The sequence below is a fragment of the Curtobacterium citri genome (genome assembly GCF_030362955.1).
In the GTDB taxonomy this organism is placed as follows: Bacteria; Actinomycetota; Actinomycetes; order Actinomycetales; family Microbacteriaceae; genus Curtobacterium; species Curtobacterium citri.
The window spans coordinates 188,072-210,218 of record NZ_JAUCML010000004.1 but is presented as its reverse complement, the minus strand read 5'-3'; the positions used below and the strand labels follow the sequence as shown (position 1 = coordinate 210,218).

The 22,147-nt window shown below is 70.7% G+C and carries 18 protein-coding genes; 15 read left to right on the top strand and 3 right to left on the bottom strand.

The window, feature by feature from the left end; all coding sequences use genetic code 11:
- Nucleotides 1-168 precede the first annotated feature (168 nt).
- The 8 genes from QUG92_RS08120 (at nucleotide 169) to QUG92_RS08085 (ending at nucleotide 10,340) form a co-directional block, all read left to right on the top strand.
- On the top strand, nucleotides 169-888 hold the full coding sequence (locus QUG92_RS08120; protein ID WP_069711157.1) for a DivIVA domain-containing protein: 720 nt from the start codon (nucleotides 169-171) through the stop codon (nucleotides 886-888).
- A 2-nt stretch (nucleotides 889-890) separates the two neighbouring features.
- Nucleotides 891-1,577 carry a signal peptidase II gene (gene lspA / locus QUG92_RS08115; RefSeq protein WP_259346134.1) on the top strand — a complete coding sequence of 229 codons (687 nt, stop codon included), beginning with the start codon at nucleotides 891-893 and terminating at the stop codon, nucleotides 1,575-1,577.
- Entirely contained in the window at nucleotides 1,574-2,503 is a 930-nt protein-coding gene (locus QUG92_RS08110) for an RluA family pseudouridine synthase (protein ID WP_289458659.1), read from the top strand. Before lspA ends, QUG92_RS08110 begins: the two co-directional genes overlap by 4 nt.
- A 452-nt stretch (nucleotides 2,504-2,955) precedes the next feature.
- Nucleotides 2,956-6,489, top strand: coding sequence for a DNA polymerase III subunit alpha (gene dnaE, locus QUG92_RS08105; RefSeq protein ID WP_182046516.1), 3,534 nt, complete (start codon nucleotides 2,956-2,958; stop codon nucleotides 6,487-6,489).
- Between the two features lie 32 nt (nucleotides 6,490-6,521).
- Nucleotides 6,522-7,274: an aminoglycoside phosphotransferase/kinase family protein gene (locus tag QUG92_RS08100; protein WP_289458657.1), complete on the top strand. Its 753-nt coding sequence runs from the start codon at nucleotides 6,522-6,524 to the stop codon at nucleotides 7,272-7,274.
- A 121-nt stretch (nucleotides 7,275-7,395) separates the two neighbouring features.
- The gene (gene hisD, locus QUG92_RS08095; RefSeq protein WP_289458656.1) at nucleotides 7,396-8,706 is read left to right on the top strand and encodes a histidinol dehydrogenase; all 1,311 of its coding nucleotides are present in this window, start codon (nucleotides 7,396-7,398) and stop codon (nucleotides 8,704-8,706) included.
- Nucleotides 8,707-8,769: 63 nt separating this feature from the next.
- Entirely contained in the window at nucleotides 8,770-9,258 is a 489-nt protein-coding gene (gene nrdR, locus QUG92_RS08090; protein ID WP_182046519.1) for a transcriptional regulator NrdR, read from the top strand.
- Nucleotides 9,255-10,340 (top strand): quinone-dependent dihydroorotate dehydrogenase, encoded by a 1,086-nt coding sequence (locus QUG92_RS08085; RefSeq protein ID WP_069711152.1) that lies wholly within the window; start codon nucleotides 9,255-9,257, stop codon nucleotides 10,338-10,340. Before nrdR ends, QUG92_RS08085 begins: the two co-directional genes overlap by 4 nt.
- Nucleotides 10,341-10,624: 284 nt before the next feature.
- Here the strand turns inward: QUG92_RS08085 and QUG92_RS08080 are convergent, their stop codons facing one another.
- Nucleotides 10,625-11,200, bottom strand: coding sequence for a DUF3043 domain-containing protein (locus QUG92_RS08080; RefSeq protein ID WP_069711151.1), 576 nt, complete (start codon nucleotides 11,198-11,200; stop codon nucleotides 10,625-10,627).
- A gap of 51 nt (nucleotides 11,201-11,251) precedes the next feature.
- Here QUG92_RS08080 and QUG92_RS08075 point away from each other — a divergent pair, with 51 nt between their 5' ends.
- The 6 genes from QUG92_RS08075 to QUG92_RS08050 all read left to right on the top strand — a co-directional run bounded on the left by QUG92_RS08075 (nucleotide 11,252) and on the right by QUG92_RS08050 (nucleotide 18,203).
- A complete protein-coding gene (locus QUG92_RS08075) occupies nucleotides 11,252-12,715 on the top strand; it encodes a dipeptidase (RefSeq protein ID WP_289458653.1) in 1,464 nt (487 codons plus the stop codon).
- A gap of 183 nt (nucleotides 12,716-12,898) precedes the next feature.
- Nucleotides 12,899-13,273, top strand: a complete 375-nt coding sequence (locus QUG92_RS08070; RefSeq protein WP_069711149.1) for a HesB/IscA family protein — start codon at nucleotides 12,899-12,901, stop codon at nucleotides 13,271-13,273.
- A 292-nt stretch (nucleotides 13,274-13,565) separates the two neighbouring features.
- Nucleotides 13,566-14,468, top strand: a complete 903-nt coding sequence (gene ctaC / locus QUG92_RS08065; protein WP_182046522.1) for an aa3-type cytochrome oxidase subunit II — start codon at nucleotides 13,566-13,568, stop codon at nucleotides 14,466-14,468.
- An 11-nt stretch (nucleotides 14,469-14,479) separates the two neighbouring features.
- Complete coding sequence (gene ctaD / locus QUG92_RS08060) at nucleotides 14,480-16,216, top strand: aa3-type cytochrome oxidase subunit I (protein ID WP_069711147.1); 1,737 nt, start codon at nucleotides 14,480-14,482, stop codon at nucleotides 16,214-16,216.
- Nucleotides 16,217-16,220: 4 nt separating this feature from the next.
- On the top strand, nucleotides 16,221-16,637 hold the full coding sequence (locus QUG92_RS08055) for a cytochrome c oxidase subunit 4 (RefSeq protein ID WP_182046523.1): 417 nt from the start codon (nucleotides 16,221-16,223) through the stop codon (nucleotides 16,635-16,637).
- A 192-nt stretch (nucleotides 16,638-16,829) separates the two neighbouring features.
- Nucleotides 16,830-18,203: a glucose-6-phosphate dehydrogenase gene (locus QUG92_RS08050; RefSeq protein WP_289458652.1), complete on the top strand. Its 1,374-nt coding sequence runs from the start codon at nucleotides 16,830-16,832 to the stop codon at nucleotides 18,201-18,203.
- A 75-nt stretch (nucleotides 18,204-18,278) separates the two neighbouring features.
- Here the strand turns inward: QUG92_RS08050 and QUG92_RS08045 are convergent, their stop codons facing one another.
- Together QUG92_RS08045 and QUG92_RS08040 are read right to left on the bottom strand one after the other, a co-directional pair.
- Entirely contained in the window at nucleotides 18,279-20,165 is a 1,887-nt protein-coding gene (locus QUG92_RS08045; protein WP_182046525.1) for a glycoside hydrolase family 15 protein, read from the bottom strand.
- Between the two features lie 117 nt (nucleotides 20,166-20,282).
- Nucleotides 20,283-21,347 carry an App1 family protein phosphatidate phosphatase gene (locus tag QUG92_RS08040; RefSeq protein ID WP_289458650.1) on the bottom strand — a complete coding sequence of 355 codons (1,065 nt, stop codon included), beginning with the start codon at nucleotides 21,345-21,347 and terminating at the stop codon, nucleotides 20,283-20,285.
- 150 nt (nucleotides 21,348-21,497) lie between these two features.
- On the opposite strand from QUG92_RS08040, the gene QUG92_RS08035 reads away from it, so the two are divergent.
- Nucleotides 21,498-22,145 carry a TetR/AcrR family transcriptional regulator gene (locus QUG92_RS08035; protein WP_182046527.1) on the top strand — a complete coding sequence of 216 codons (648 nt, stop codon included), beginning with the start codon at nucleotides 21,498-21,500 and terminating at the stop codon, nucleotides 22,143-22,145.
- Nucleotides 22,146-22,147 lie beyond the last annotated feature (2 nt).

Here is a 22,147-nt window from a genome sequence, read left to right as displayed (position 1 = left end):
ACACGCGCCACGCCCAGGCGAAGGTCACGGTTCCGATCCGGCTCCGGTGTACGGTGGTCGGGATCGATGTCCGCCTCGGCGGACGTCCGCACCGCTCGACGTGACTGGTAGGTTCGGTCGCGACGCAAGTGGTTCCACACGTTCAGCAGTTCTATCGAGGTGACGGCAATGGCTTTGACGCCGGAAGACGTAGTCAACAAGCGGTTCCAGCCGACGAAGTTCCGGGAAGGCTACGACCAGGACGAGGTCGATGACTTCCTGGACGAGGTCGTCGTCGAGCTCCGTCGCCTGACGGCCGAGAACGACGAGCTCCGGCAGCGCCTGCAGGCCGCCGAGTCGGCGCCGAAGCCGGCCGCGGTCGAGCAGCCCGCCGACGCGCAGACCACCGCGGAGCACGACGAGCAGCCCGCTCCGACGCCCGAGCCCGAGCCGGCCCCCGTCGCCGCCGCTCCGGAGCCCGCGCCGGTCGCCGCCGCCGCTCCCGCCCCGTCGACGGTCCCCGCCGACGAGGACACCGAGGGCACCACGAACCTCCTCACGCTCGCCCGTCGTCTCCACGAGGAGCACGTCCGCGAGGGCATCGAGAAGCGCGACGCGCTCATCGCCGAGGGCACCGCGCAGGCCGCCCGCCTCGTGAACGAGGCCGAGGCCAAGCAGCGCCAGATCATCGCCGACACCGAGAACACGAACCGTCAGCGTGTCGCGGTGCTCGAGCAGGAGCAGCGCCAGCTCGAGGGCAAGATCGACGAGCTCCGTACGTTCGAGCGCGACTACCGTGCGCAGCTCAAGAGCTACATCCAGGGGCAGCTCGACGAGCTGGGCGGTTCGGGCTCCGAGCAGTCCGGTCTCACCCCCGCGCCGGCGTCGGCGCAGGGCTTCGGCAACTGACGTTGTCCCGACCAGCACCACGAGCGAAGGTCAGTGTCCGCGCGATCGCGGCACTGGCCTTCGCCGCTGTCGTCGTGGTGGCACTCGACCAGGGCGTCAAGGCGCTCGTGGTCGCGAACCTGCCCTACGGCCAGGTGGTGCCCGTCCTCGGTGACGCACTCCAGCTCCTGTACGTCCGCAACCCGGGGGCCGCGTTCTCGTTCGCGGTGAACATGACCTGGGTCTTCTCGATCGTCTCGACGGCGGTCGTCGTCGCCATCGTCGTCTACGCCCGGCGCATCCGCTCGATGTGGTGGGCGATCGTGCTCGGCATGCTGCTCGGCGGCGCGCTCGGCAACCTGCTCGACCGGCTCTTCCGCGAGCCCGGGTTCGGCCGGGGCCACGTGGTCGACTTCATCTCGACACCGTGGATGATGCCGGCGATCTACAACATCGCGGACTCGTTCATCTGCGTCAGCATGGTGGTCTTCGTGCTCCTCGTGGTCCTCGGGGTCAACCTCGACGGCACCCGGGCGCTCTCGGCGAAGCAGCAGCGCGCGGCCGACGCCGCGGCGGCACGCGCCGACGAGGACACGACCACCCCGTCGACGCGCGCCGATGTCGCCGGCGCGAGCCGTGCCGCCCGTCCGGAACCGGACCCGCGTGCGCCGCGCGACGGCCACGACGTCCTCGGGCACGACGCGACGTGAGCGAGCACCGTTCCCTCCCGGTGCCGGACGGGCTCGCGGGCGAGCGCGTCGACGCCGCCATCGCCAAGCTCCTCGGGTTCTCGCGGTCCTTCGCAGCCGACGTCGTCGCGGCCGGCGGGGTCCGGGTCGACGGCATCGAGGTCGGCAAGTCCGACCGCCTGCACGCCGACTCGTGGCTCGAGGTCGAGTGGGCTCCGAAGGAACCGCCCCGCATCGTGCCGGCTGCGGTGCCGGGCATGACGATCGTGCACGACGACGACGACATCGTCGTGGTCGACAAGCCCGTCGGCGTCGCCGCGCACCCGTCGCCCGGGTGGGACGGGCCGACGGTGCCGGGCGGCCTGGCCGCCGCGGGCTTCACCATCGCCACCTCCGGCGCCGCCGAACGCGCGGGCATCGTGCACCGGCTCGACGTCGGGACCTCCGGTCTGATGGTCGTCGCCAAGACCGAGCTCGCCTACACGCACCTGAAGCGGGCGTTCAAGGAGCGCACCGTCGAGAAGGTGTACCACGCGCTCGCGCAGGGGCACCCGGACCCGACCTCGGGCACGATCGACGCGCCGATCGGCCGGCACCCGTCGAGCGACTGGAAGTTCGCGGTGACGGCCGACGGCAAGCCGAGCGTGACGCACTACGCCACGCTCGAGGCCTTCCGGGCGGCCACCCTGCTCGAGGTGCACCTGGAGACGGGGCGCACGCACCAGATCCGCGTGCACATGGCGGCGACGCGGCACCCCCTCGTCGGTGACACCACCTACGGGGCGGACCCGGTGCTCGCCGCCGAGCTCGGGCTCACGCGGCAGTGGCTCGACGCGGTCCGGCTCGGGTTCGAGCACCCGCGATCGGGCGAGTGGGTGGAGTTCCAGGCGGACTACCCGGACGACCTGCAGCAGGCGCTCGAGCGCATCCGCGCCGCGTCGGCGTAGGCGTCGCGGCTCGTCGCGTCGCGTCGCGCCGCGTGCCGGTCGCCGAGGTTCCGCAATTCCGGCATGTCGGCGCGCATCCGAGCAACCTGCCGAACCTGGACAGCTCGCACGCGGCGAGTCGTGGGACCGCCGCGGCCGGAGCGTCGCGTGTCCTGCCCAGGTGGCCTACCGCGGGTGCACCGGGGACGGACGGGAGGCGCGTCGCGGCGCCGCCACGCGCCTCCCGTCCGTCACCGGGTCGCGTCCGTCGCCGTCCGCCGAGCGGGCAGCATCTGTCGCGCTCGGCGGCACCAGCCGACGTGTCCTGCCCGCTTGGACGGGACGCCTGCGGCGTGTCCTGCCCGCTCGCGGGCGCGGCCGGCCGGCCGACCCGGCGGACACGCCGGGGAGGTCGGTGCCGGCGGTTAGAGTTGTCCCGCCCCGCAGCAGTCCCCGTCGAAACCGGAGGTCCCGTGTCGGAATCCGACTCCTTCGTCCACCTGCACGTGCACAGCGAGTACTCGATGCTCGACGGTGCGGCGCGGTTGAGCGACCTCGTCGCCGAGACCGCCGCGCAGGGCATGCCCGCCGTCGCGGTCACCGACCACGGCAACATGTTCGGGGCGTTCGAGTTCTGGAAGGCCGCGAAGGCCGGCGGCGTGAAGCCGATCATCGGCACCGAGGCGTACATCACGCCCCGCACGCACCGCTCGGACAAGACGCGCGTGCGCTGGGGCGACGGCGGCGGCGACGACGTCTCGGGGTCCGGCGCGTACACGCACATGACGATGTTCGCCGAGAACACGACGGGCATGCACAACCTGTTCCGGCTGTCGAGCCGCGCGTCGATCGAGGGGTACTACTTCAAGCCCCGCATGGACATCGAGCTCCTCGACCAGTACCACGAGGGCATCATCGCGACGACGGGCTGCCCGTCCGGCGAGATCCAGACGCGCCTGCGCCTCGGGCAGTACGACGAGGCGCTCAAGGCCGCCGCCGACTACCGCGACATCTTCGGCAAGGACAACTACTTCGCCGAGATCATGGACCACGGCCTCGAGATCGAACGACGCGTCATCGAGGACGTCGTGCGCATCTCGAAGGACCTCGGCATCCCGCTCGTGGGCACGAACGACCTGCACTACACGCACTCGCACGACGCGAAGTCGCACGCGGCACTGCTCTGCGTGCAGTCCGGCTCGACGCTGAACGACCCGAACCGGTTCAAGTTCGACGCCGACGAGTTCTACCTCAAGACCCCGCAGCAGATGCGGCACGTCTTCCGCGACCACCCCGAGGCGTGCGACAACACGTTGCTCATCGCGGAGCGGTGCGACGTCGAGTTCGACACCGCCGCCAACTACATGCCGAAGTTCCCCGTCCCCGCGGGCGAGACCGAGCACTCCTGGTTCGAGAAGGAGGTGGCGAAGGGGCTCGAGTACCGGTACCCGGGCGGCATCTCGAAGGAGGTCCAGGACCGCGCCGACTACGAGGTCGGGATCATCAACCAGATGGGCTTCCCGGGCTACTTCCTGGTGGTCGCGGACTTCATCAACTGGTCGAAGAACAACGGCATCCGGGTCGGTCCGGGCCGTGGTTCCGGCGCCGGCTCGATGGTGGCGTACGCGATGCGCATCACCGACCTCGACCCGATCCGGCACGGCCTCATCTTCGAGCGGTTCCTCAACCCGGACCGCGTCTCGATGCCCGACTTCGACGTCGACTTCGACGACCGGCGCCGCGGTGAGGCGATCAAGTACGTCACCGAGAAGTACGGGTCGGAGCGCGTCGCGCAGATCGTCACGTACGGGACCATCAAGGCCAAGCAGGCGCTGAAGGACTCGTCCCGCGTGCTCGGCTTCCCGTTCGGCATGGGCGAGAAGCTCACGAAGGCGATGCCGCCGCCCGTGATGGGCAAGGACATCCCGCTGACCGGGATCTTCGACAAGGACCACCCCCGGTACAAGGAGGCGGTCGACGTCCGGACGGTCGTCGAGACCGACCCCGAGGCGAAGACCGTCTTCGACACCGCCCTCGGACTCGAGGGCCTGAAGCGTCAGTGGGGCGTGCACGCCGCCGGCGTCATCATGTCGAGCGAGCCGCTCATCGACATCATCCCGGTGATGAAGCGTGAGCAGGACGGCCAGATCGTCACGCAGTTCGACTACCCGGCTGCGGAGTCGCTCGGCCTGATCAAGATGGACTTCCTGGGGCTCCGGAACCTCACGATCATCAGTGACGCCCTCGACAACATCAAGACGAACCGGGGGATCGACCTCGACCTCGAGACCATGGGGCTCGAGGACGAGGCGGCCTACCAGCTGCTGCAGCGCGGTGACACCCTCGGGGTGTTCCAGCTCGACGGCGGTCCGATGCGCGGGCTGCTCCGGCTCATGAAGCCGGACAACTTCGAGGACATCTCCGCGCTCATCGCCCTGTACCGTCCGGGCCCGATGGGTGCGAACTCGCACACGAACTACGCGCTCCGCAAGAACGGCGAGCAGCCGATCACCCCGATCCACCCGGAGCTCGAGGAACCGCTCCAGGACATCATCGGCACGACCTACGGCCTGATCATCTACCAGGAGCAGGTCATGGCCATCGCGCAGAAGGTCGCCGGGTTCTCCCTCGGCCAGGCGGACATCCTCCGTCGCGCGATGGGCAAGAAGAAGAAGTCCGAGCTGGACAAGCAGTACGCCGGCTTCGAGAAGGGCATGCAGGACAACGGCTACTCGGCCGCTGCCATCAAGACGCTGTGGGACATCCTGCTGCCGTTCTCCGACTACGCGTTCAACAAGGCGCACTCGGCGGCGTACGGCGTGGTGTCGTTCTGGACGGCGTACCTCAAGGCGCACTACCCGGCCGAGTACATGGCGGCACTGCTCACGAGCGTCGGCGACGCGCGCGACAAGCTCGCGCTGTACCTCAACGAGTGCCGCCGCATGGGGATCCGGGTCATGCCGCCGGACGTCAACGAGTCGATCGGCTTCTTCGCCGCCGTCGGCGACGACATCCGCTTCGGCATGGGTGCGATCCGCAACGTCGGCTTCAACGTCGTCGACGACATCGTGCAGGCGCGGACCGAGAAGGGCGCGTTCGAGTCGTTCCACGACTTCCTCCGGAAGATCCCGATCTCGTCCGCGAACAAGCGTACCGTCGAGTCGCTCATCAAGGCGGGCGCCTTCGACGAGTTCGGCGATTCGCGTCGCGCACTCGTGGAGATCCACGAGGGGGCGGTCGAGAGCGCGGTCAAGGTGAAGCGTGACGAGGCCCACGGCAACGTCGGCTTCGACTTCGACTCGCTGTTCGCCGAGGTCGCCGAGGAGCAGCCCGCGGCGGCCCCGGTGTCGCAGGTGCCGGAGCGTCCCGAGTGGGCCAAGCGCGACAAGCTCGCGTTCGAGCGCGACATGCTCGGCCTCTACGTGTCCGACCACCCGTTGGCGGGGCTCGAGATCGAGCTCGCGAAGCACCAGTCGATCACCATCGCGGACGTCATCGCGGCCGACGACGGCATCGAGGGCGAGACGGTCACGGTCGCCGGGCTGCTGACGAGCGTGCAGCACCGTGTCGCGAAGTCGAGCGGCAACCCGTACGGGATCGTCCAGATCGAGGACTTCGGCGGCGAGATCGGCGTCATGTTCCTCGGCAAGACGTACCAGGAGTTCGGTCCGTCGCTCGTCGCCGACTCGATCGTGGTGCTCCGCGGTCGCGTCAACGTGCGCGACGACGGCAAGGCCCTGCACGCCGTGAGCATGTTCCAGCCGAACGTCGGCGACGCGATGGGCTCCGGCCCGCTCACGCTGTCCGTGCCCGAGCGGCAGGCGACGACCGAGATCGTCACCGAGCTCGCGGCGGTGCTCGGCCGGCACACGGGGGAGACCGAGGTGCGGCTCCGGCTGCTGAAGGACTCCGTCGCGCGCACCTTCGAGCTGCCGTTCCCGGTGAACCTGACGCCGGACCTGTTCGGCGAGCTGAAGAGCCTGCTCGGCCCGCGCTGCCTGGTGTGACGCCGGACACGCGTGCTCCGGACCCCGCGGTCGTGCGGGCGTTCGGAGCCGTGGAACCGGTGGGACGGCTCGCCGGTGGTCGCGGCCGCACGTACCGGGCGGGCCACGTGGTGCTCCGTCCGCACGACGGCGCCGCCGAGACGGACTGGCGCGGCGACGTCCTCGCAGCGCTGCACCACCACGACGACTTCCGCACCCCGCGTCCGGTCGCGACCGCGGACGGAGGGTGGCGGTCCGGCGACTGGGAGGCCTGGGAGTGGGTACCCGGCCACGCGGACGAGCGCCGTGTCGAGGACGTCCTCCGCGCGGGAGCGGCGTTCCACCGGGCGGTTGCCCACCTCGATCGGCCCGGTTTCCTCGACCGCAAGGACGACGCGTGGAGCCGCGCCGACCGAGCGGCCTGGGGCGAGGCGGCGTTGCCACCGGGGCGCACGCTCGCCCGACTCGCCGCCGCGTTCCGCCCGGTGAGCGCACCGGAGCAGCTGGTGCACGGCGACCTGCTCGGCAACGTCCTGTTCAGCGGTCCGGGCGCTGCCCCCGTCGTCATCGACTGGGCGCCCTACTGGCGAGCCCCCGGCTACGCCGCCGCCATCGCGGTGACGGACGCCGTCTGCTGGCACGGCCTGCCGGTCGACGGGGTCGACACACTCGGTGTCGGGACCGCCGAATGGCGGCAACTGCTCGTGCGCGCCCTCGCGTTCCGCATCGCGACGCTCCACCTGCTCGGCGCGTGGGACGACGCTGCGATCCGGCGACACCGACCCGTCGTCGACGCACTCACCTGACGGCCGGGAGGCACGGGTCCGGTCCTCCTGTCGGCGTCTCGTCCGTCTGCGGGCCGGCCGCGGCACCCCGAGGGTCGGGCACCGTGGTCTCCCGTCCCGCGTCGGTAGGCTTGGCGGTCTGATGATGCAGCGAATCGACCTCCGCGGCGGACTGCCCGCCCGTGCCGACCTCCTCCGCCTCATGCCGCGCGCCGTCGGCGACGTCTCCCACGCCGTCGACGCAGCGCGCGAGCTCGTGGACGCGGTCCGACACCACGGGGCGTCGGCGCTGCGCGAGCAGGCCGAGCGGTTCGACGGGGGAGCGCCCGAGCACGTCCGCGTGCCCGCCGCCGAGATCGCCGCCGCCGTGGCCGGGCTCGCCCCGGCACTCCGCGAGGCCCTCGACGAGGCCATCCGCCGCGTCCGTGCGGCGAGTGCTGCACAGGTGCCCGCCGGCTCCGTCACCACGCTCGCGGACGGCGCCGAGGTGCACCAGCGCTGGCAGCCCATGCGCCGCGTCGGCCTGTACGTGCCCGGCGGCAAGGCCGTCTACCCGTCGAGCGTCGTCATGAACGTCGTGCCCGCGCAGGTCGCCGGGGTCGGCTCGATCGCCCTCGTGTCGCCGCCGCAGCGTGCGCACGGCGGGCGGGTGCACCCGACGATCCTCGCCGCGGCGGGGCTCCTCGGCATCGACGAGGTGTACGCGATGGGCGGTGCCGGCGCGGTCGGTGCCCTGGCGTACGGCGTCGCCGAGATCGGCCTCGAACCCGTCGACCTCGTGACCGGGCCGGGCAACAACTTCGTCGCGGCCGCGAAGCGCCTGGTGCGCGGCGTGGTCGGCATCGACTCCGAGGCCGGGGCGACGGAGATCCTCGTGATCGCCGACGACTCCGCGGACCCCGGCTACGTCGCCGCCGACCTCGTCAGCCAGGCGGAGCACGACGAGCAGGCCGGCAGCGTGCTGGTGACGACGTCGGCGACGTTCGCCGACGCGGTGGAGGCGGCGATCCCGGAACGGGTGGCGGCGCTCGGGACGGCAGCGCGCCTCCAGACCGCACTCGACGGTCCGCAGTCGGCCGTGGTGCTGGTGGACTCGCTCGCCGATGCTGCGACGGTGAGCAACGCCTACGGACCGGAGCACCTGGAGATCCAGACCGCCGACGACGACGCCGTGCTGGCCGACATCGACGCGGCGGGTGCCGTGTTCGTCGGGCCGAGCACGCCCGTGAGCCTGGGGGACTACCTCGCCGGGTCGAACCACGTGCTGCCGACCGGCGGCCAGGCGCGGTTCGGCGCGGGCCTGTCCGCGTCGACGTTCCTGCGGCCGCAGCAGGTCATCCGCTACACGGCAGCGGCGCTGGCCGAGGTCGCTCCGCACATCGTCGCGCTGTCGTCCGAGGAGCAGCTGCCCGGCCACGGTGCGGCCGTCACGGAGCGGACCGGCAGGGCCTGATCGTCCACCGGTCCGTCGTCGCGCCCCTGGTGCGGCCGCCGAGCCGATAGCCTGGGCAGCGACATGTTCTGCCCCTTCTGCCGCCACCCGGACTCCCGCGTCGTCGACTCCCGCACGAGCGACGACGGCACCTCGATCCGTCGACGCCGCCAGTGCCCGAACTGCGGACGCCGGTTCTCGACCACCGAGACCGCCTCGCTCAACGTCGTGAAGCGGAACGGCGTGACCGAGCCGTTCAGCCGCGACAAGATCGTCTCCGGAGTCCGCAAGGCGTGCCAGGGCCGCCCGGTGACCGACGGGGACCTGGCCGTCCTCGCGCAGCGCGTCGAGGAGACCGTCCGGGCGTCGGGGTCGAGCCAGATCGACGCGAACGACATCGGTCTCGCGATCCTCGCACCGCTCCGCGAACTCGACGAGGTCGCGTTCCTCCGCTTCGCGAGCGTGTACCAGGCGTTCGACACGCTCGAGGACTTCGAGGAGGCGATCGGGCAGCTCCGGCTCGACCACCACGCGGCGACGCAGACCGGCAGCGGAGCGGGCAACAGCGCATGAGCGGTCTCGCCGAGCAGGCCGTGCGCAACGGCTACGCCGTGGTCTTCCGGTCGGTGTTCGCGAACATGGACCCGGAGCGGGCGCACCACATCGCGTTCGCAGTGATCCGGGCGCTGCCGGCGGTGCCGTTCCTGAGCGGGGTCGTCGAGCGGTACTCGCGGCCCTCCGCCGCCGACGGCGTCACGACGATGGGGATCCACTTCCCCTCGCGCTTCGGGCTGGCGGCCGGGTTCGACAAGGACGCGCGGGGGATCGCCGGGCTCGGGCTGCTCGGGTTCGGGCACGTCGAGGTCGGCACGATCACCGCGAAGCCGCAGCCGGGCAACGAGAAGCCGCGGCTCTTCCGGCTCATCGCCGACCGGGCACTCGTGAACCGGATGGGCTTCAACAACCACGGTGCCGCGCGCGCGGCTCGACGGCTCGAGCGGGCGCGCCGCAACCCCGGACGTCCGGTCATCGGGGTCAACATCGGCAAGAGCCGCGTGGTGGCGGTCGAGGACGCCGTCGACGACTACCTCGAGTCGACGCGGCTGCTCGCCCCGTTCGCCGACTACCTCGCCGTCAACGTCAGCTCGCCGAACACCCCGGGGCTGCGCGGTCTGCAGGAGCTCGACCAGCTCCGACCGCTGCTCTCCGCCGTCCGCGACGCCGCCGGGAACACGCCGGTGCTCGTCAAGATCGCGCCGGACCTGACCGACGAGCAGATCGACGCCATCGCCGGACTCGCGGTCGACCTCGGTCTCGCGGGCGTCATCGCGAACAACACGACGATCGCCCGGACGGGCCTCGTCACGCCGGCCGCCGAGGTCGAGGCGATGGGGGCGGGTGGCCTCTCCGGGGCACCGGTCGCCGCCCGGTCGCTCGAGGTCCTGCGCCGGGTGCGCGCCGCGGTGCCGTCCGACTTCTGCGTGATCGCGGTCGGTGGTGTGACGAGCGAGCAGGACGTGCAGGACCGCATCGACGCGGGGGCGACCCTCGTGCAGGGCTACACGGCGTTCCTCTACGAGGGTCCGACGTGGGCGACGCGCATCAACCGGCTGCGGCGCCGGCGTCTGCGGCGCGAGGAGCGCGCAGGGCGCTGACGTGCTGCGGCACTGCGGCACTGCGGCGCTGCGGCGCTCCCGACCTCGGGCCGGCGAGGTTCCAGAATGCCGTGCTCTCGAAGGCAGACAGGGAGATCCTCGGGACCCCGGCGTGCGGCGAGCGGCGAGTCGTGGAACCTCGTTGCCGTGCGGACGGCGGGTCGAGCGGACAAGACCGCATTGCGCCGGGTCCACGCTCCGAGAACGACGGCGCGCACCGCGACCTCGCACGGGAACGACGGAGCGCCGCCCGGCTCAGCCGGACGGCGCTCGACGGGACCGCGCTAGAGGGTCGGGTACTGCCCGCGACGCACCTGCGGCTTCGGCAGGCGCAGGAAGCGCAGCTGCCACGCCCGCGTCAGGATGTAGAGGAACGTCCCGCGCTGCATCTCTCCGAAGCGTGCGGTGAGCTTCTTGCGGAGCGACAGCCAGAGGACGATGCAGTCGAGCACGAACAGCGCCACGAACGCCCACACGAGCAGGAGCGAGTACGACGCCAGCGCGGTCCGCGCGGCGGCGAACCCGACGACGAGGAACAGCACGAGGACGGGCATCATGACCTCGCCGACGTTCCAGCGGGCGTCGATCCAGTCGCGCACGAACCTCCGCTGCTCGCCGCGGTCCTTCGCGGGGAGGTAGCGCTCCTCGCCGTTCGCCATGCCGACGCGGGCCTTCTCGCGCTCGGAGTTGAGTCGCGCCCGCGCCGCCTTCTTGTCCTCCGGGCTGTTGCCGACGAGGGGACGACGGTTGGCGGCCTCGCGCTCGCGACGGGACGGCGTCGGGCGACCCTTGCCGGACCCGAGGAGTTCTTCCTCCGGCGGGTTGACGGTCGTGTTGGTCTTGGGGGCTGCCTTCGCCACGGTGCGTTCCTGACTGCGGTTGCGTGCTGGATCTCCTCTAGATTACGGGACATGACCGACACCGACCAGCACAGCTCCGCGACCGACCCCGCACTCCTCGACGCCCTGCGCGAACACGTGCACGGGGCCCTGCCGACCACCGTCGCGGACCTCTCCGCGCTGGTCCGGCTGCCGTCGGTGTCGTGGTCGGCGTTCGACCCGGCCAACGTCCGGGCGAGCGCCGAGGCCGTCGCGGACCTCGCCCGCTCCACCGGGGTCTTCGCCGACGACGCGGTCCGGATCGTCCGCTCCGCGGTCGAGGGGGAGACGCCGACCGGAGCCGACGGGACGGCCGACGAGCACGCCGGGGTCGAGCTCGGCCAGCCCGCCGTGCTCGCGGTCCGGCCGGCCCGCAACGGTCGGCCCACGGTGATGCTCTACGCGCACCACGACGTGCAGCCGCAGGGCGACGACGCCCTCTGGGAGACGCCGCCGTTCGAACCGACCCTGCGCGGCGACCGCCTGTACGGCCGGGGTGCCTCGGACGACAAGGCCGGCGTCATGACGCACGTCGCGTCGCTCCGCGCGCTGCACGCGCAGTTCGGCGACGACCTCGACCTCGGTGTCGTGCTCTTCGTGGAGGGCGAGGAGGAGTTCGGGTCGCGCTCGTTCCGCACCTTCCTCCGCGAGCAGAAGGAGCACCTGTCCGCCGACGTCATCGTCGTGGCGGACAGCGACAACTGGTCGGTCGACGTGCCCTCGATCACGGTGTCGCTCCGTGGCAACGTCACCTTCCGGCTGACCCTCACCACGCTCGAGCACGCGAGCCACAGCGGCATGTTCGGCGGCGCGGCCCCCGACGCGATGATCCCGATGGCGCGCCTGCTCGCCTCGCTCCACGACGACGACGGCTCGGTCGCGGTCGAGGGGCTCACGTCGTACGAGGCGGACGTCCCGGAGCGCAGCGACGCCGAGCTCGTCGCCGACGCCGCCCTCGTCGAGGGGGTCCGCCCCGTCGGGACCGGCCCGGTCCTGTCGCGCATGTGGTTCCAGCCGTCGATCACCGTCACCGGCATGGACGTCCCGAGCGTGGCGAACGCCTCGAACACGCTGCTGCCGACGGTCTCCGCCCGCGTGTCCGTCCGGATCGCGCCCGGCCAGGCGGCGACGGACGCGTACGCCGCGGTCGAGCGGCACCTGCGCGCCCACGTCCCCTTCGGCGCGCGGCTCGAGATCACCGAGGTCGACACCGGTGACGGCTTCCTCGTCGACACCGCGGGCTGGGCCGTGCAGGAGGCCCGCACCGCCATGCACGAGGGCTGGGGCAACGCCGCGGTCGAGCAGGGCATCGGCGGGTCGATCCCGTTCGTGTCCGACCTGGCGGCGGAGTTCCCGGAGGCGCAGATCCTGGTGACCGGCGTCGAGGACCCCGACACCCGCGCGCACAGCCCGAACGAGTCGCAGCACCTCGGCGTGCTGCACCGGGCCATCACGTCCGAGACGATCCTGCTGGCGCGGCTCGCGACGCGCGCCTGAGGCGCGACCTCCGGGTCCCATCCGGGGGAGACGAGACGGACTGGAGGCCCGTGGCGACGCCGCCACGGGCCTCCAGTCCGTCTCCCGGGACGACCTGTGGACGGATGCGCCGCCCTGTCGGCTCCCGTGCTTACAATCGACCCCAGGCGCGGTGACCGACACCGCCCGGAGGGAGACGCGCGGATGAGCGACACCATCATCGACAACGCACCGGCGACGGACGCACGCGCACACGGCGTCGGGCTCAGCGACGCGGCGGCGGCGAAGGTGGCGAGCCTGCTCGAGCAGGAGGGCCGCGACGACCTCCGTCTGCGCCTGGCCGTCCAGCCCGGTGGCTGCTCGGGCCTGATCTACCAGCTCTACTTCGACGAGCGCCTGCTCGACGGTGACGCCACGGTCGAGTTCGGCAGCGGGGTCGAGGTCGTGGTCGACAAGATGAGCGTCCCGTACCTCGACGGTGCGACGGTCGACTTCGAGGACACGATCCAGAAGCAGGGCTTCACCATCGACAACCCCAACGCGCAGGGCAGCTGCGCCTGCGGCGACAGCTTCCACTGAGGCTCCGGCGGACCACTGTCCGCCGACCGAACCGACACGCGAGCGGGGAGCGACCGATCTGGTCGCTCCCCGCTCGTCGTCCGCGGAGGCGTGCACGTGCGCCAGGACCGGGGGAAAACCGCCCGGGGAGCTGTCGTTCCGGGGCTCGGAGCGTGTCGGGCGTGCGCGAGCTGTCGCCGGCTGCGAGTAAGCTAGGAGTGTTCCAACCAAGCTGGGAGCGAGCAATGCGTGGCCTCCGTGCTGACAGCACCTCCACCACCGGCTCCCGTGCCATGTACTCCGAGAGGTAACAGTGCGTTCGAATCGCCGTATACGTTGGGCGGCCGTCCCGGTGGCCGTCGGTCTGGTCATCGCACTGGCCGGCTGCACGCAGCAGCAGATGAACGGGTGGCTCCCGGGCACCGAGGAGACCAAGGACGTCACGAACCACACGAGCCGCGTCGTCGGCCTGTGGACGACGAGCTGGATCGTGCTCCTCGCCGTCGGCCTCATCGTGTGGGGCCTGATCATCTGGGCTGCGATCGTCTACCGCCGTCGCAAGGGCCAGACCGGCCTGCCGGTGCAGATGCGCTACAACATGCCGCTCGAGATCTTCTACACGATCGTGCCGCTCATCCTGGTGCTCGGCTTCTTCGCCTTCACCGCGAAGGACCAGTCGGCGATCGAGAAGCCGTTCGACGACCCCGACGCGACGATCCACGTGTACGGCAAGCGCTGGGCGTGGGACTTCAACTACATCGACAAGGACAACCCGCAGGACAGCGTCTACTACCAGGGCATCCAGGCCCAGGAAGAGGAGAACGGGTCCGGCGCGATCGACGAGTCGCAGCTGCCGACGCTCTACCTGCCGGTCGGCAAGAAGGTCGAGATCGAGCTCTCCTCGCGCGACGTCGACCACTCCTTCTGGGTCATCGACTTCCTCTACAAGAAGGACATGCTCCCGGGCAAGACCAACTACGAGTACTTCATCCCGCAGAAGGAGGGCACGTACCAGGGCAAGTGTGCCGAGCTCTGCGGTGAGTACCACTCCCTGATGCTCTTCCAGGTCAAGGTCGTGTCCGACTCCGAGTACCAGCAGTACCTCGACACCCTGCGCGAGCAGGGCAAGGTCGGTCTGCTCGGCAACGAGTACGACACCAACACGAACGAACCGAACAACCAGGCGCCGGTCGAGGCGTCGAGCGAGAACAAGTAGGGGCTCGTCAGATGACAACGTCACTCGTCGGCCAGCCGACCAGGCCCTCGACGCCGGACTTCCAGGCGTCGAAGGTCGGGCGGAAGGGCAACATCATCGTCCGGTGGATCACCTCCACCGACCACAAGACCATCGGGTACATGTACCTGATCGCCTCGTTCGTCTTCTTCCTGCTCGCCGGCATCATGGCGCTGGTCATCCGTGCCCAGCTCTTCGAGCCCGGCCTGCAGGTGGTCGCGACGAAGGAGCAGTACAACCAGCTCTTCACGATGCACGGCACGATCATGCTGCTGATGTTCGCGACGCCGCTCTTCTCGGGCTTCGCGAACGCGATCATGCCGCTCCAGATCGGTGCGCCGGACGTCGCCTTCCCGCGTCTGAACGGGTTCGCCTTCTGGCTCTACCTGTTCGGGTCGCTCATCGCCGTCGGCGGCTTCCTCACCCCGCAGGGTGCGGCGTCGTTCGGTTGGTTCGCCTACGCGCCACTGAGTGACACGACGTTCACGCCGGGTCTCGGTGGGACGCTCTGGGTGTTCGGCCTCGGCATGACCGGCTTCTCGACGATCCTCGGCGCCGTGAACTTCATCACGACGATCATCACGATGCGTGCCCCGGGCATGACCATGTTCCGCATGTCGATCTTCACGTGGAACACCCTCGTGACGTCGCTGCTCGTCCTGATGGCCTTCCCGGTCCTCGCCGCCGCGCTGTTCGGCCTCGGCCTCGACCGCGTGTTCGACGCCCAGATCTACAACCCGGCCAACGGCGGTGCCCTGCTCTGGCAGCACCTGTTCTGGTTCTTCGGCCACCCCGAGGTGTACATCATCGCGCTGCCGTTCTTCGGCATCGTGTCCGAGGTCTTCCCGGTGTTCAGCCGCAAGCCGATCTTCGGCTACAAGACGCTCGTCTACGCGACCATCTCCATCGCGGCCCTGTCGGTCACGGTGTGGGCACACCACATGTACGTCACCGGTGGCGTCCTGCTCCCGTGGTTCTCGCTCATGACGATGCTCATCGCGGTCCCGACCGGCGTGAAGATCTTCAACTGGGTCGGCACGATGTGGCGTGGCTCGGTCACGTTCGAGACCCCGCTGCTCTGGGCCGTCGGCTTCCTCATCACGTTCACCTTCGGTGGTCTCACCGGCGTGATCCTGGCGTCGCCGCCGCTCGACTTCCACGTGTCCGACTCGTACTTCGTGGTCGCGCACTTCCACTACGTGGTCTTCGGCACCGTCGTGTTCGCGATGTTCTCCGGCTTCTACTTCTGGTGGCCGAAGTGGACGGGCCGCATGCTCAACGAGCGCCTCGGCAAGATCCACTTCTGGCTCCTGTTCATCGGCTTCCACACGACGTTCCTCATCCAGCACTGGCTGGGCGTCATCGGCATGCCGCGTCGCTACGCGACGTACCTGCCGAACGACGGCTTCACGTGGATGAACCAGCTGTCGACGATCGGCTCGATGATCCTCGCGATCTCGTTCCTGCCGTTCATCTTCAACGTCTACGTGACCGCACGGAACGCGCCGAAGGTCGCCGTGAACGACCCGTGGGGCTACGGCCGCTCGCTCGAGTGGGCGACCAGCTGCCCGCCGCCGCGCCACAACTTCACGTCGATCCCGCGGATCCGTTCCGAGTCCCCGGCGTTCGACCTGAACCACCCCGAGGCCGGTGTGCCGATCGGTGTGGGTCCGGCGAAGGACGCCCCGGACGCCCCGACCTACGACGCCGCGAAGGGCGAGGTGAAGTAACGCCATGCGCGCCAACACCAACCTGTTCTGGATCCTGTTCGTCTTCTTCGTCCTCGCGGACGCTGCGTACACCATCTGGGCGCTCATCTACTACGGGCGGCCCGAGTGGGTCGGCACCGTGGCGATCGGCCTCACCGGGATCATGTCGGCGTTCATCGCCTTCTACCTCGGCAAGGTCATGTCCTCGCAGGGCGGCGTGCTGCCCGAGGACCGTCCGGACGCGAACATCGAGGACGGCGACGCCGAGCTCGGGCACTTCAGCCCGTGGTCGTGGTGGCCGATCCTGCTCGCGGGCTCGACGGCCGTGTGCTTCCTCGGTCTCGCGGCCGGTCTCTGGATCGTCCCGATCGGGCTGGCGCTCGTGACCGTGACGCTCGTGGGCTGGGTCTACGAGTACTACCGCGGCAACTTCGGGCACTGATCCCGATCCCCACCTGACACCTCGGGCGGCACCACATCCGGTGCCGCCCGACGTGTGTCCGGGACCCGTACCCCACCACGGACCGAGCTCTCGGCGCCGAGCGGGTACGCCGGACCTCGCAGGGAATCAACCGGCCCGCCCGCGGCTTGACCCGTGCGGACCTCGTAACGACAGCGAAAGGACTCACCTCCGGTGACCGACAAGCGCACCCTCATCATCTTCGGCGCGACGGGCGACCTCGCCTCCCGCCTCCTGCTCCCGGGCCTCGGCACGTTCCTGCAGAGCGGTCGAGCGGTCCCCGTCCAGCTGATCGGTACGGGCCGCAGCGCCCGCAGCGAGGAGCAGTGGAAGGACGTCGTGACGAAGTCCTTCGCGTCGCAGGACGTCAAGGGCCCGGAGGTCGACGCGACCATCGAGTCGACGCAGTTCATCCAGGGCGACCCGACCGACCCCGCGCACCTGAAGGCCCTGCTCGACGCCGCCGAGGCCGAGCCGATCCTCTACTTCGCGCTCCCGCCGCAGATCGCCTCCGACATCTGCGAGGCACTGCAGGACGTCGAGCTGCCCGAGGGCACGACCCTGGCGTTCGAGAAGCCGTTCGGCACCGACGTCGCGAGCGCCCAGGCCCTCAACAAGACCGTCCTCGAGCTCGTCCCCGAGGAGCGCGTCCACCGCACCGACCACTTCCTCGGTCGCACCACGGTCCTCAACATCATCGGCCTGCGCTTCGCGAACCGCCTGTTCGAGCCGATCTGGAACGCCGACAACATCGAGAAGGTCGACATCTTCTACGACGAGACCCTCGGTCTCGAGAACCGCGCGCAGTACTACGACGAGGCCGGCGCGATGGTCGACATGATCCAGTCGCACCTGCTGCAGATCCTCGGCATCGTCACGATGGACGCCCCGGCGGACATCGACGCGGTCGAGTTCCGCTCCTCGCTCGCCCGGGTGCTCCGGTCCACCGAGCTCAAGGGCGGCGACCCGAAGATCGCCTCGCGCCGTGCGGTCTACACGGCGGGCACCATCGACGGCAAGGAACTGCCGTCGTACCAGGACGAGGACGGCGTCGACAAGTCGCGCGAGACCGAGACGCTCGCCGAGATCTCCGTCGAGGTCGACACCGCGCGCTGGAAGGGCGTCCCCTTCACGCTCCGCTCCGGCAAGGCGCTCGGCGCCAGCCGCAAGGAGGTGCTCATCACCTTCAAGCCCGTGACGCGCTTGCCCTCCGGCCTGTCCGGTCGCCCGAAGGCGGACACCCTCCGGATCGTCCTCAACCCGGACGAGATCGAGCTGTCGGTCTCCGCGAACGGCGGCGGCAACCCCTTCGAGATGGGCCAGGTCACCCTGTCGTCGACGTTCGACGACGGTGAGCTCACCCCGTACGGCGAGGTCCTGAACGGCATCTTCCACGACGACCCGCTGCTGTCGATCCGCGGCGACGTCGCTGAGCGCTGCTGGGAGATCGTCGAGCCGGTCGTGAACGCCTGGAAGTCGGGCGAGGTCCCGCTCGAGGAGTACCGCGCGGGCTCGCGCGGCCCGGCGGACTGGGAGTCGTCGTCCTGACGGACGTCCCCACCTGACGGACGGGGAGGCGCGGTGCCGGCTGGCCCCGCGCCTCCCGTCCGTCTGCGGGCCCCGTCAGGACGCGGAGCCGGCGCGCGTCCCCCTGCCGGTCGAGGACCGGGTCCCGCCGTCGTGCACGGCCAGTCGCGTCCGGTGCCCGGACGCCGTACCGCGAGCCCGGGCGATGGCGTCCGCCGCGGACACGAGGGTCAGGTGCGACAGCACCTGCGGCGTGTTGCCGATGTGGTGCCCGGTGGCGACGTCGATCTCCTCGGACAGCATGCCGACGTCGTTGGCGTAGCCGACGAGCACGTCCATCAGCCGCTCGGCGTCGTCGACGCGTCCCGACGCCGCGTACTGCTCGACCAACCAGAACGAGCACGCCAGGAACGGGTGCTCGCTGCCGGACAGCCCGTCGAAGCCCGACGTCGTCCGGTAGCGCAGCACGAGGCCGTGCTCCCCGACGCGCAGGTCCTGCTCGATGGCGGCGACGGTGCCGGTCATGCGCGGGTCGTCGGCGCGCACGAAGCCGATCTGCGGCAGCACGAGCAGGCTCGCGTCCACCTCGTCGGTGTCGTAGTGCTGGCGGTAGCTGCCCCGTTCGGCGTTCCAGCCGTGCTCCTCGATCTCGGCACGCACCTGGTCGCGGAGGGTCCGCCAGCGGTCCACCGGCCCCTCGAGGCCGAACTCCTCGACGGCTGCGACGCCGCGGTCCAGCGCCGCCCAGATCATAGCCCGTGAGTGCGTGAAGTGCCGTCGCGGGCCGCGCATCTCCCAGATCCCGTTGTCGGGCTGCTGCCAGTGCTCCTCGACGTAGCCGAGCAGCGCACGCTGCAGCGCCCACGAGTCCGCGTTCTCCTCGACGCCGAGCTCGCGGGCGTCGTGCAGCGCGGCCAGGACCTCGCCGAACACGTCCCCCTGGTACTGGGTCGACGCACCGTTGCCGACGCGCACGGGCCGCGACCCGAGGTACCCGGGCAGCTCGTCGATCGAGCGTTCCGGGAGCTCCCGTTCGCCGGCGATGCCGTACATGATCTGCACGTCGGCGGGATCGCCGGCGATCGCGCGGAGCAGCCAGCCGCGCCAGTGGGTCGCCTCGTCGCGGTAGCCGTGCGCGATCAGGGAGGCCAGGGCGAGGGAGGCGTCGCGGAGCCAGACGTAGCGGTAGTCCCAGTTGCGCTCCCCGCCGGGGTCCTCCGGGAGGCTCGTGGTCGCGGCCGCCACGACGCCGCCGGTCTCGCCGTGGGTCATCGCACGCAGGATCAGCAGGGAGCGTCGGCTCGCCTCCGCGTACGGGCCCTCGGTGTGCGCGGTCGCCATCCAGTCGCGCCACCACCGCTCGGTGTGCTCGAGCGCCGCGTCGACGTCGAGCGGCTCCGGCGGCTCCCGGTGCGACGGGTACCAGGTGAGCACCGTGTCGACGACGTCGCCGTCGTGCACGGTCACGGTGCTCGTGTGGCGGTGGTCGTCGGCGTGGAAGCGGACCCCGCGCACGATCACGGAGCCCGGTCCTGCGGTCGCCAGCAGGGCCGGGTCGTCGTCGCCGCCGATCTGGCGGACCCAGGGGAGCGCGCGGGCGTAGTCGAAGCGGATGCGCAGCGTCTGCTCGATCTCGACCGTGCCCTGCAGACCCCGGACGCGCCGGATGATCGCGGCACGGTGTGCACCGACGGGCATGAGGTCGGTGACCTCGACGGTGCCGGTCGGCGTCGTCCACACGGTGGCGAGCACGAGGGTGTCCGGGTGGTGGCGTCGGGTGCTCGTGGCGGCCGGGTCGGTGGGACGGAGCGACCAGTGTCCGTGGTCCTCGGTGCCGAGCAGCGAGGCGAACGTGGACGGGCTGTCGAACCGGGGCAGGCACGCCCAGTCGATCGTGCCGTCCCGTCCGACCAGGGCGGCGGTGTCGGTGTCGCCGATGAGGGCGTGGTCCTCGATGCGGTTCGGCGGGGTTCCGGTGCTCATGCGCCGATCCAACCACCGGGTCGCCGGGCGACGGTCGGCGCTGAAGGTCTGCTCAGCGGTCGTCGGGGGTCGCCCCCGAGCGGTCGCCCGGCACGGCGGAGGAGGAGTCGGCCCCGATCAGAGCGGGGTCGCGGGGTCGGCGTCGGCGAGACCGACCCGGGCGAGCTCCGACCACAGGCCTGCACCGTCCGGGGCGTAGACCCAGGGGGCCGACGTGTCGCGGGTCCGTTCCTGTGCGCGCGAGCGACCACCGGCGAGGACCGCCTCGCTCGTGGACAGCTGGCGGATCGCGACGCCGGCGACGTTCTCGGGGTGCTCCTGCGCGAACGCACCGTAGAGGGCCTCGTCGTGCTGTCCGTCGTCGCCGACGAGCAGCCACTGGACGTCCGGGAAGTCCTCGGCGAGGCGCCGCAGGTTCTCCTGCTTGTGGAGCTGCCCGCTCCGGAAGAAGCGGTCGTGGGTGGGACCCCAGTCGGTGAGCAGCAGGGTGCCGGACGGGTACATGTTGCGGGTCAGGAACCGCTGCAGGGTCGGCGCCACGTTCCAGGCGCCGGTCGACAGGTACACGGTCGGCGCACCGGGGTGCTGCGCGAGGACGCGCTCGTAGAGCACCGACATCCCCGGCACCGGACGCCGTGCGTGCTCGGTGAGGACGAAGGAGTTCCAGGCGGCCAGCATCGGACGGGGGAGCGAGGTCACCATGACGGTGTCGTCGATGTCGGACAGCAGTCCGAAGCGTGTCGACGGGTCCACGATGAACACGTCGGCCTCCACGTCCCGCATCCCACCGGCCGAAAGGCGCACGGTCTGCCACCCCGGTTCGAGGTCGATCGGGATCTTCACGTCGACCACACCGCCGCGGTCGGACTGCACCACGTGGGTCGTGCCGCCGGCGGTCACGGTCACCTCGGCGTCGTCGACCGCGACGCTCGTGAAGCTCCGCCAGCCGCGGACGCCGGCGAAGGAGACGTCCGACGCCAGGCCTCGGCGGGTGAGCAGGACGCGGCAGAGCACGCGGATCCAGCCCGGAGCGCCGTACCCGGTGTACGGCACGACCGTCGGGACGAGCCCGTGCCGACGTGCGCGGTGCTCCCGGAACTCCTGCACGGCGTCCTCGATGCGGGCGGCTCGGTGGAGGATCGGTGCGGCCAGCGACGGCTCGTGGGGCGTCGGGGCGGGCATGGCCCCATCCTTCCACGAGGCGGCTCGGGAGGGCGGATCCCGGTGCGCTCGGCCTGTGAGTCGCAGCCACGACCCAGCCGGTCTCTGCGAGAGTTGCCTCCGTCACTTCCCACATGACCGCGCTCCGGACGGAGTGCAAGAGGAGAACACGTGCTCGTCACCGAGGTATCGAACGCACTGCCGGGGGGATCATCACTGCTCAGGAACGAGCCGGTCCAAGCCCGCAGTTCGGCGCGCCTCGCGGGACTCCTGGACGCCGCCGCCGCGGTGATCGACGAGATCGGGTTCGAGCGACTGACCACGGCCATGGTGGCCGAGCGCGCGGGGGCGTCGATCGGCACGGTCTACCGGTACTTCCCGGACCGCATCGCCGTCGTCGAGGCGCTCGCCATCAGGAGCACCCAGCGGCTCGCCGAGCGCTTCCTGTCGGCACTCGACGAGAGCGAGGCGGGCTCCTGGCAGGAGGCCTGCGACGCGCTCATCGACGCGACCGTCGAGATGTACCGGACCGAGCCCGGCTTCCGGGCCATCCGCTTCGGGGACGCTGCCGACACCGGTTCCCGTGACGCCGAGGACCGCATGGCCGCGTTGGGGGCGGCCGTGTCACAGGTCCTGCACGACCGGTTCGGGTTCCCGGGCGGGGAGCGGGTGGCGCGCACCTGGGTCGTGCTCGCCGAGTCCGCGCACGCCGTCATCGCCCGTGCGATGCGCGACCGGTCCGCACCCGACACCGCGCTCATCGAGGAGTACCGCACGATGAGCCGCGCACACCTCGAAGCGGTGGTCGCCGCCTCCTGACG

Coding starts and splice junctions, on each gene's coding strand:
- QUG92_RS08120 (WP_069711157.1), top strand. CDS start 169: ATGGCTTTGACGCCGGAAGACGTAGTCAACAAGCGGTTCCAGCCGACG.
- hisD (WP_289458656.1), top strand. CDS start 7,396: ATGATGCAGCGAATCGACCTCCGCGGCGGACTGCCCGCCCGTGCCGAC.
- nrdR (WP_182046519.1), top strand. CDS start 8,770: ATGTTCTGCCCCTTCTGCCGCCACCCGGACTCCCGCGTCGTCGACTCC.
- QUG92_RS08085 (WP_069711152.1), top strand. CDS start 9,255: ATGAGCGGTCTCGCCGAGCAGGCCGTGCGCAACGGCTACGCCGTGGTC.
- QUG92_RS08075 (WP_289458653.1), top strand. CDS start 11,252: ATGACCGACACCGACCAGCACAGCTCCGCGACCGACCCCGCACTCCTC.
- QUG92_RS08070 (WP_069711149.1), top strand. CDS start 12,899: ATGAGCGACACCATCATCGACAACGCACCGGCGACGGACGCACGCGCA.
- ctaD (WP_069711147.1), top strand. CDS start 14,480: ATGACAACGTCACTCGTCGGCCAGCCGACCAGGCCCTCGACGCCGGAC.
- QUG92_RS08055 (WP_182046523.1), top strand. CDS start 16,221: ATGCGCGCCAACACCAACCTGTTCTGGATCCTGTTCGTCTTCTTCGTC.
- QUG92_RS08045 (WP_182046525.1), bottom strand. CDS start 20,165: ATGAGCACCGGAACCCCGCCGAACCGCATCGAGGACCACGCCCTCATC.
- QUG92_RS08040 (WP_289458650.1), bottom strand. CDS start 21,347: ATGCCCGCCCCGACGCCCCACGAGCCGTCGCTGGCCGCACCGATCCTC.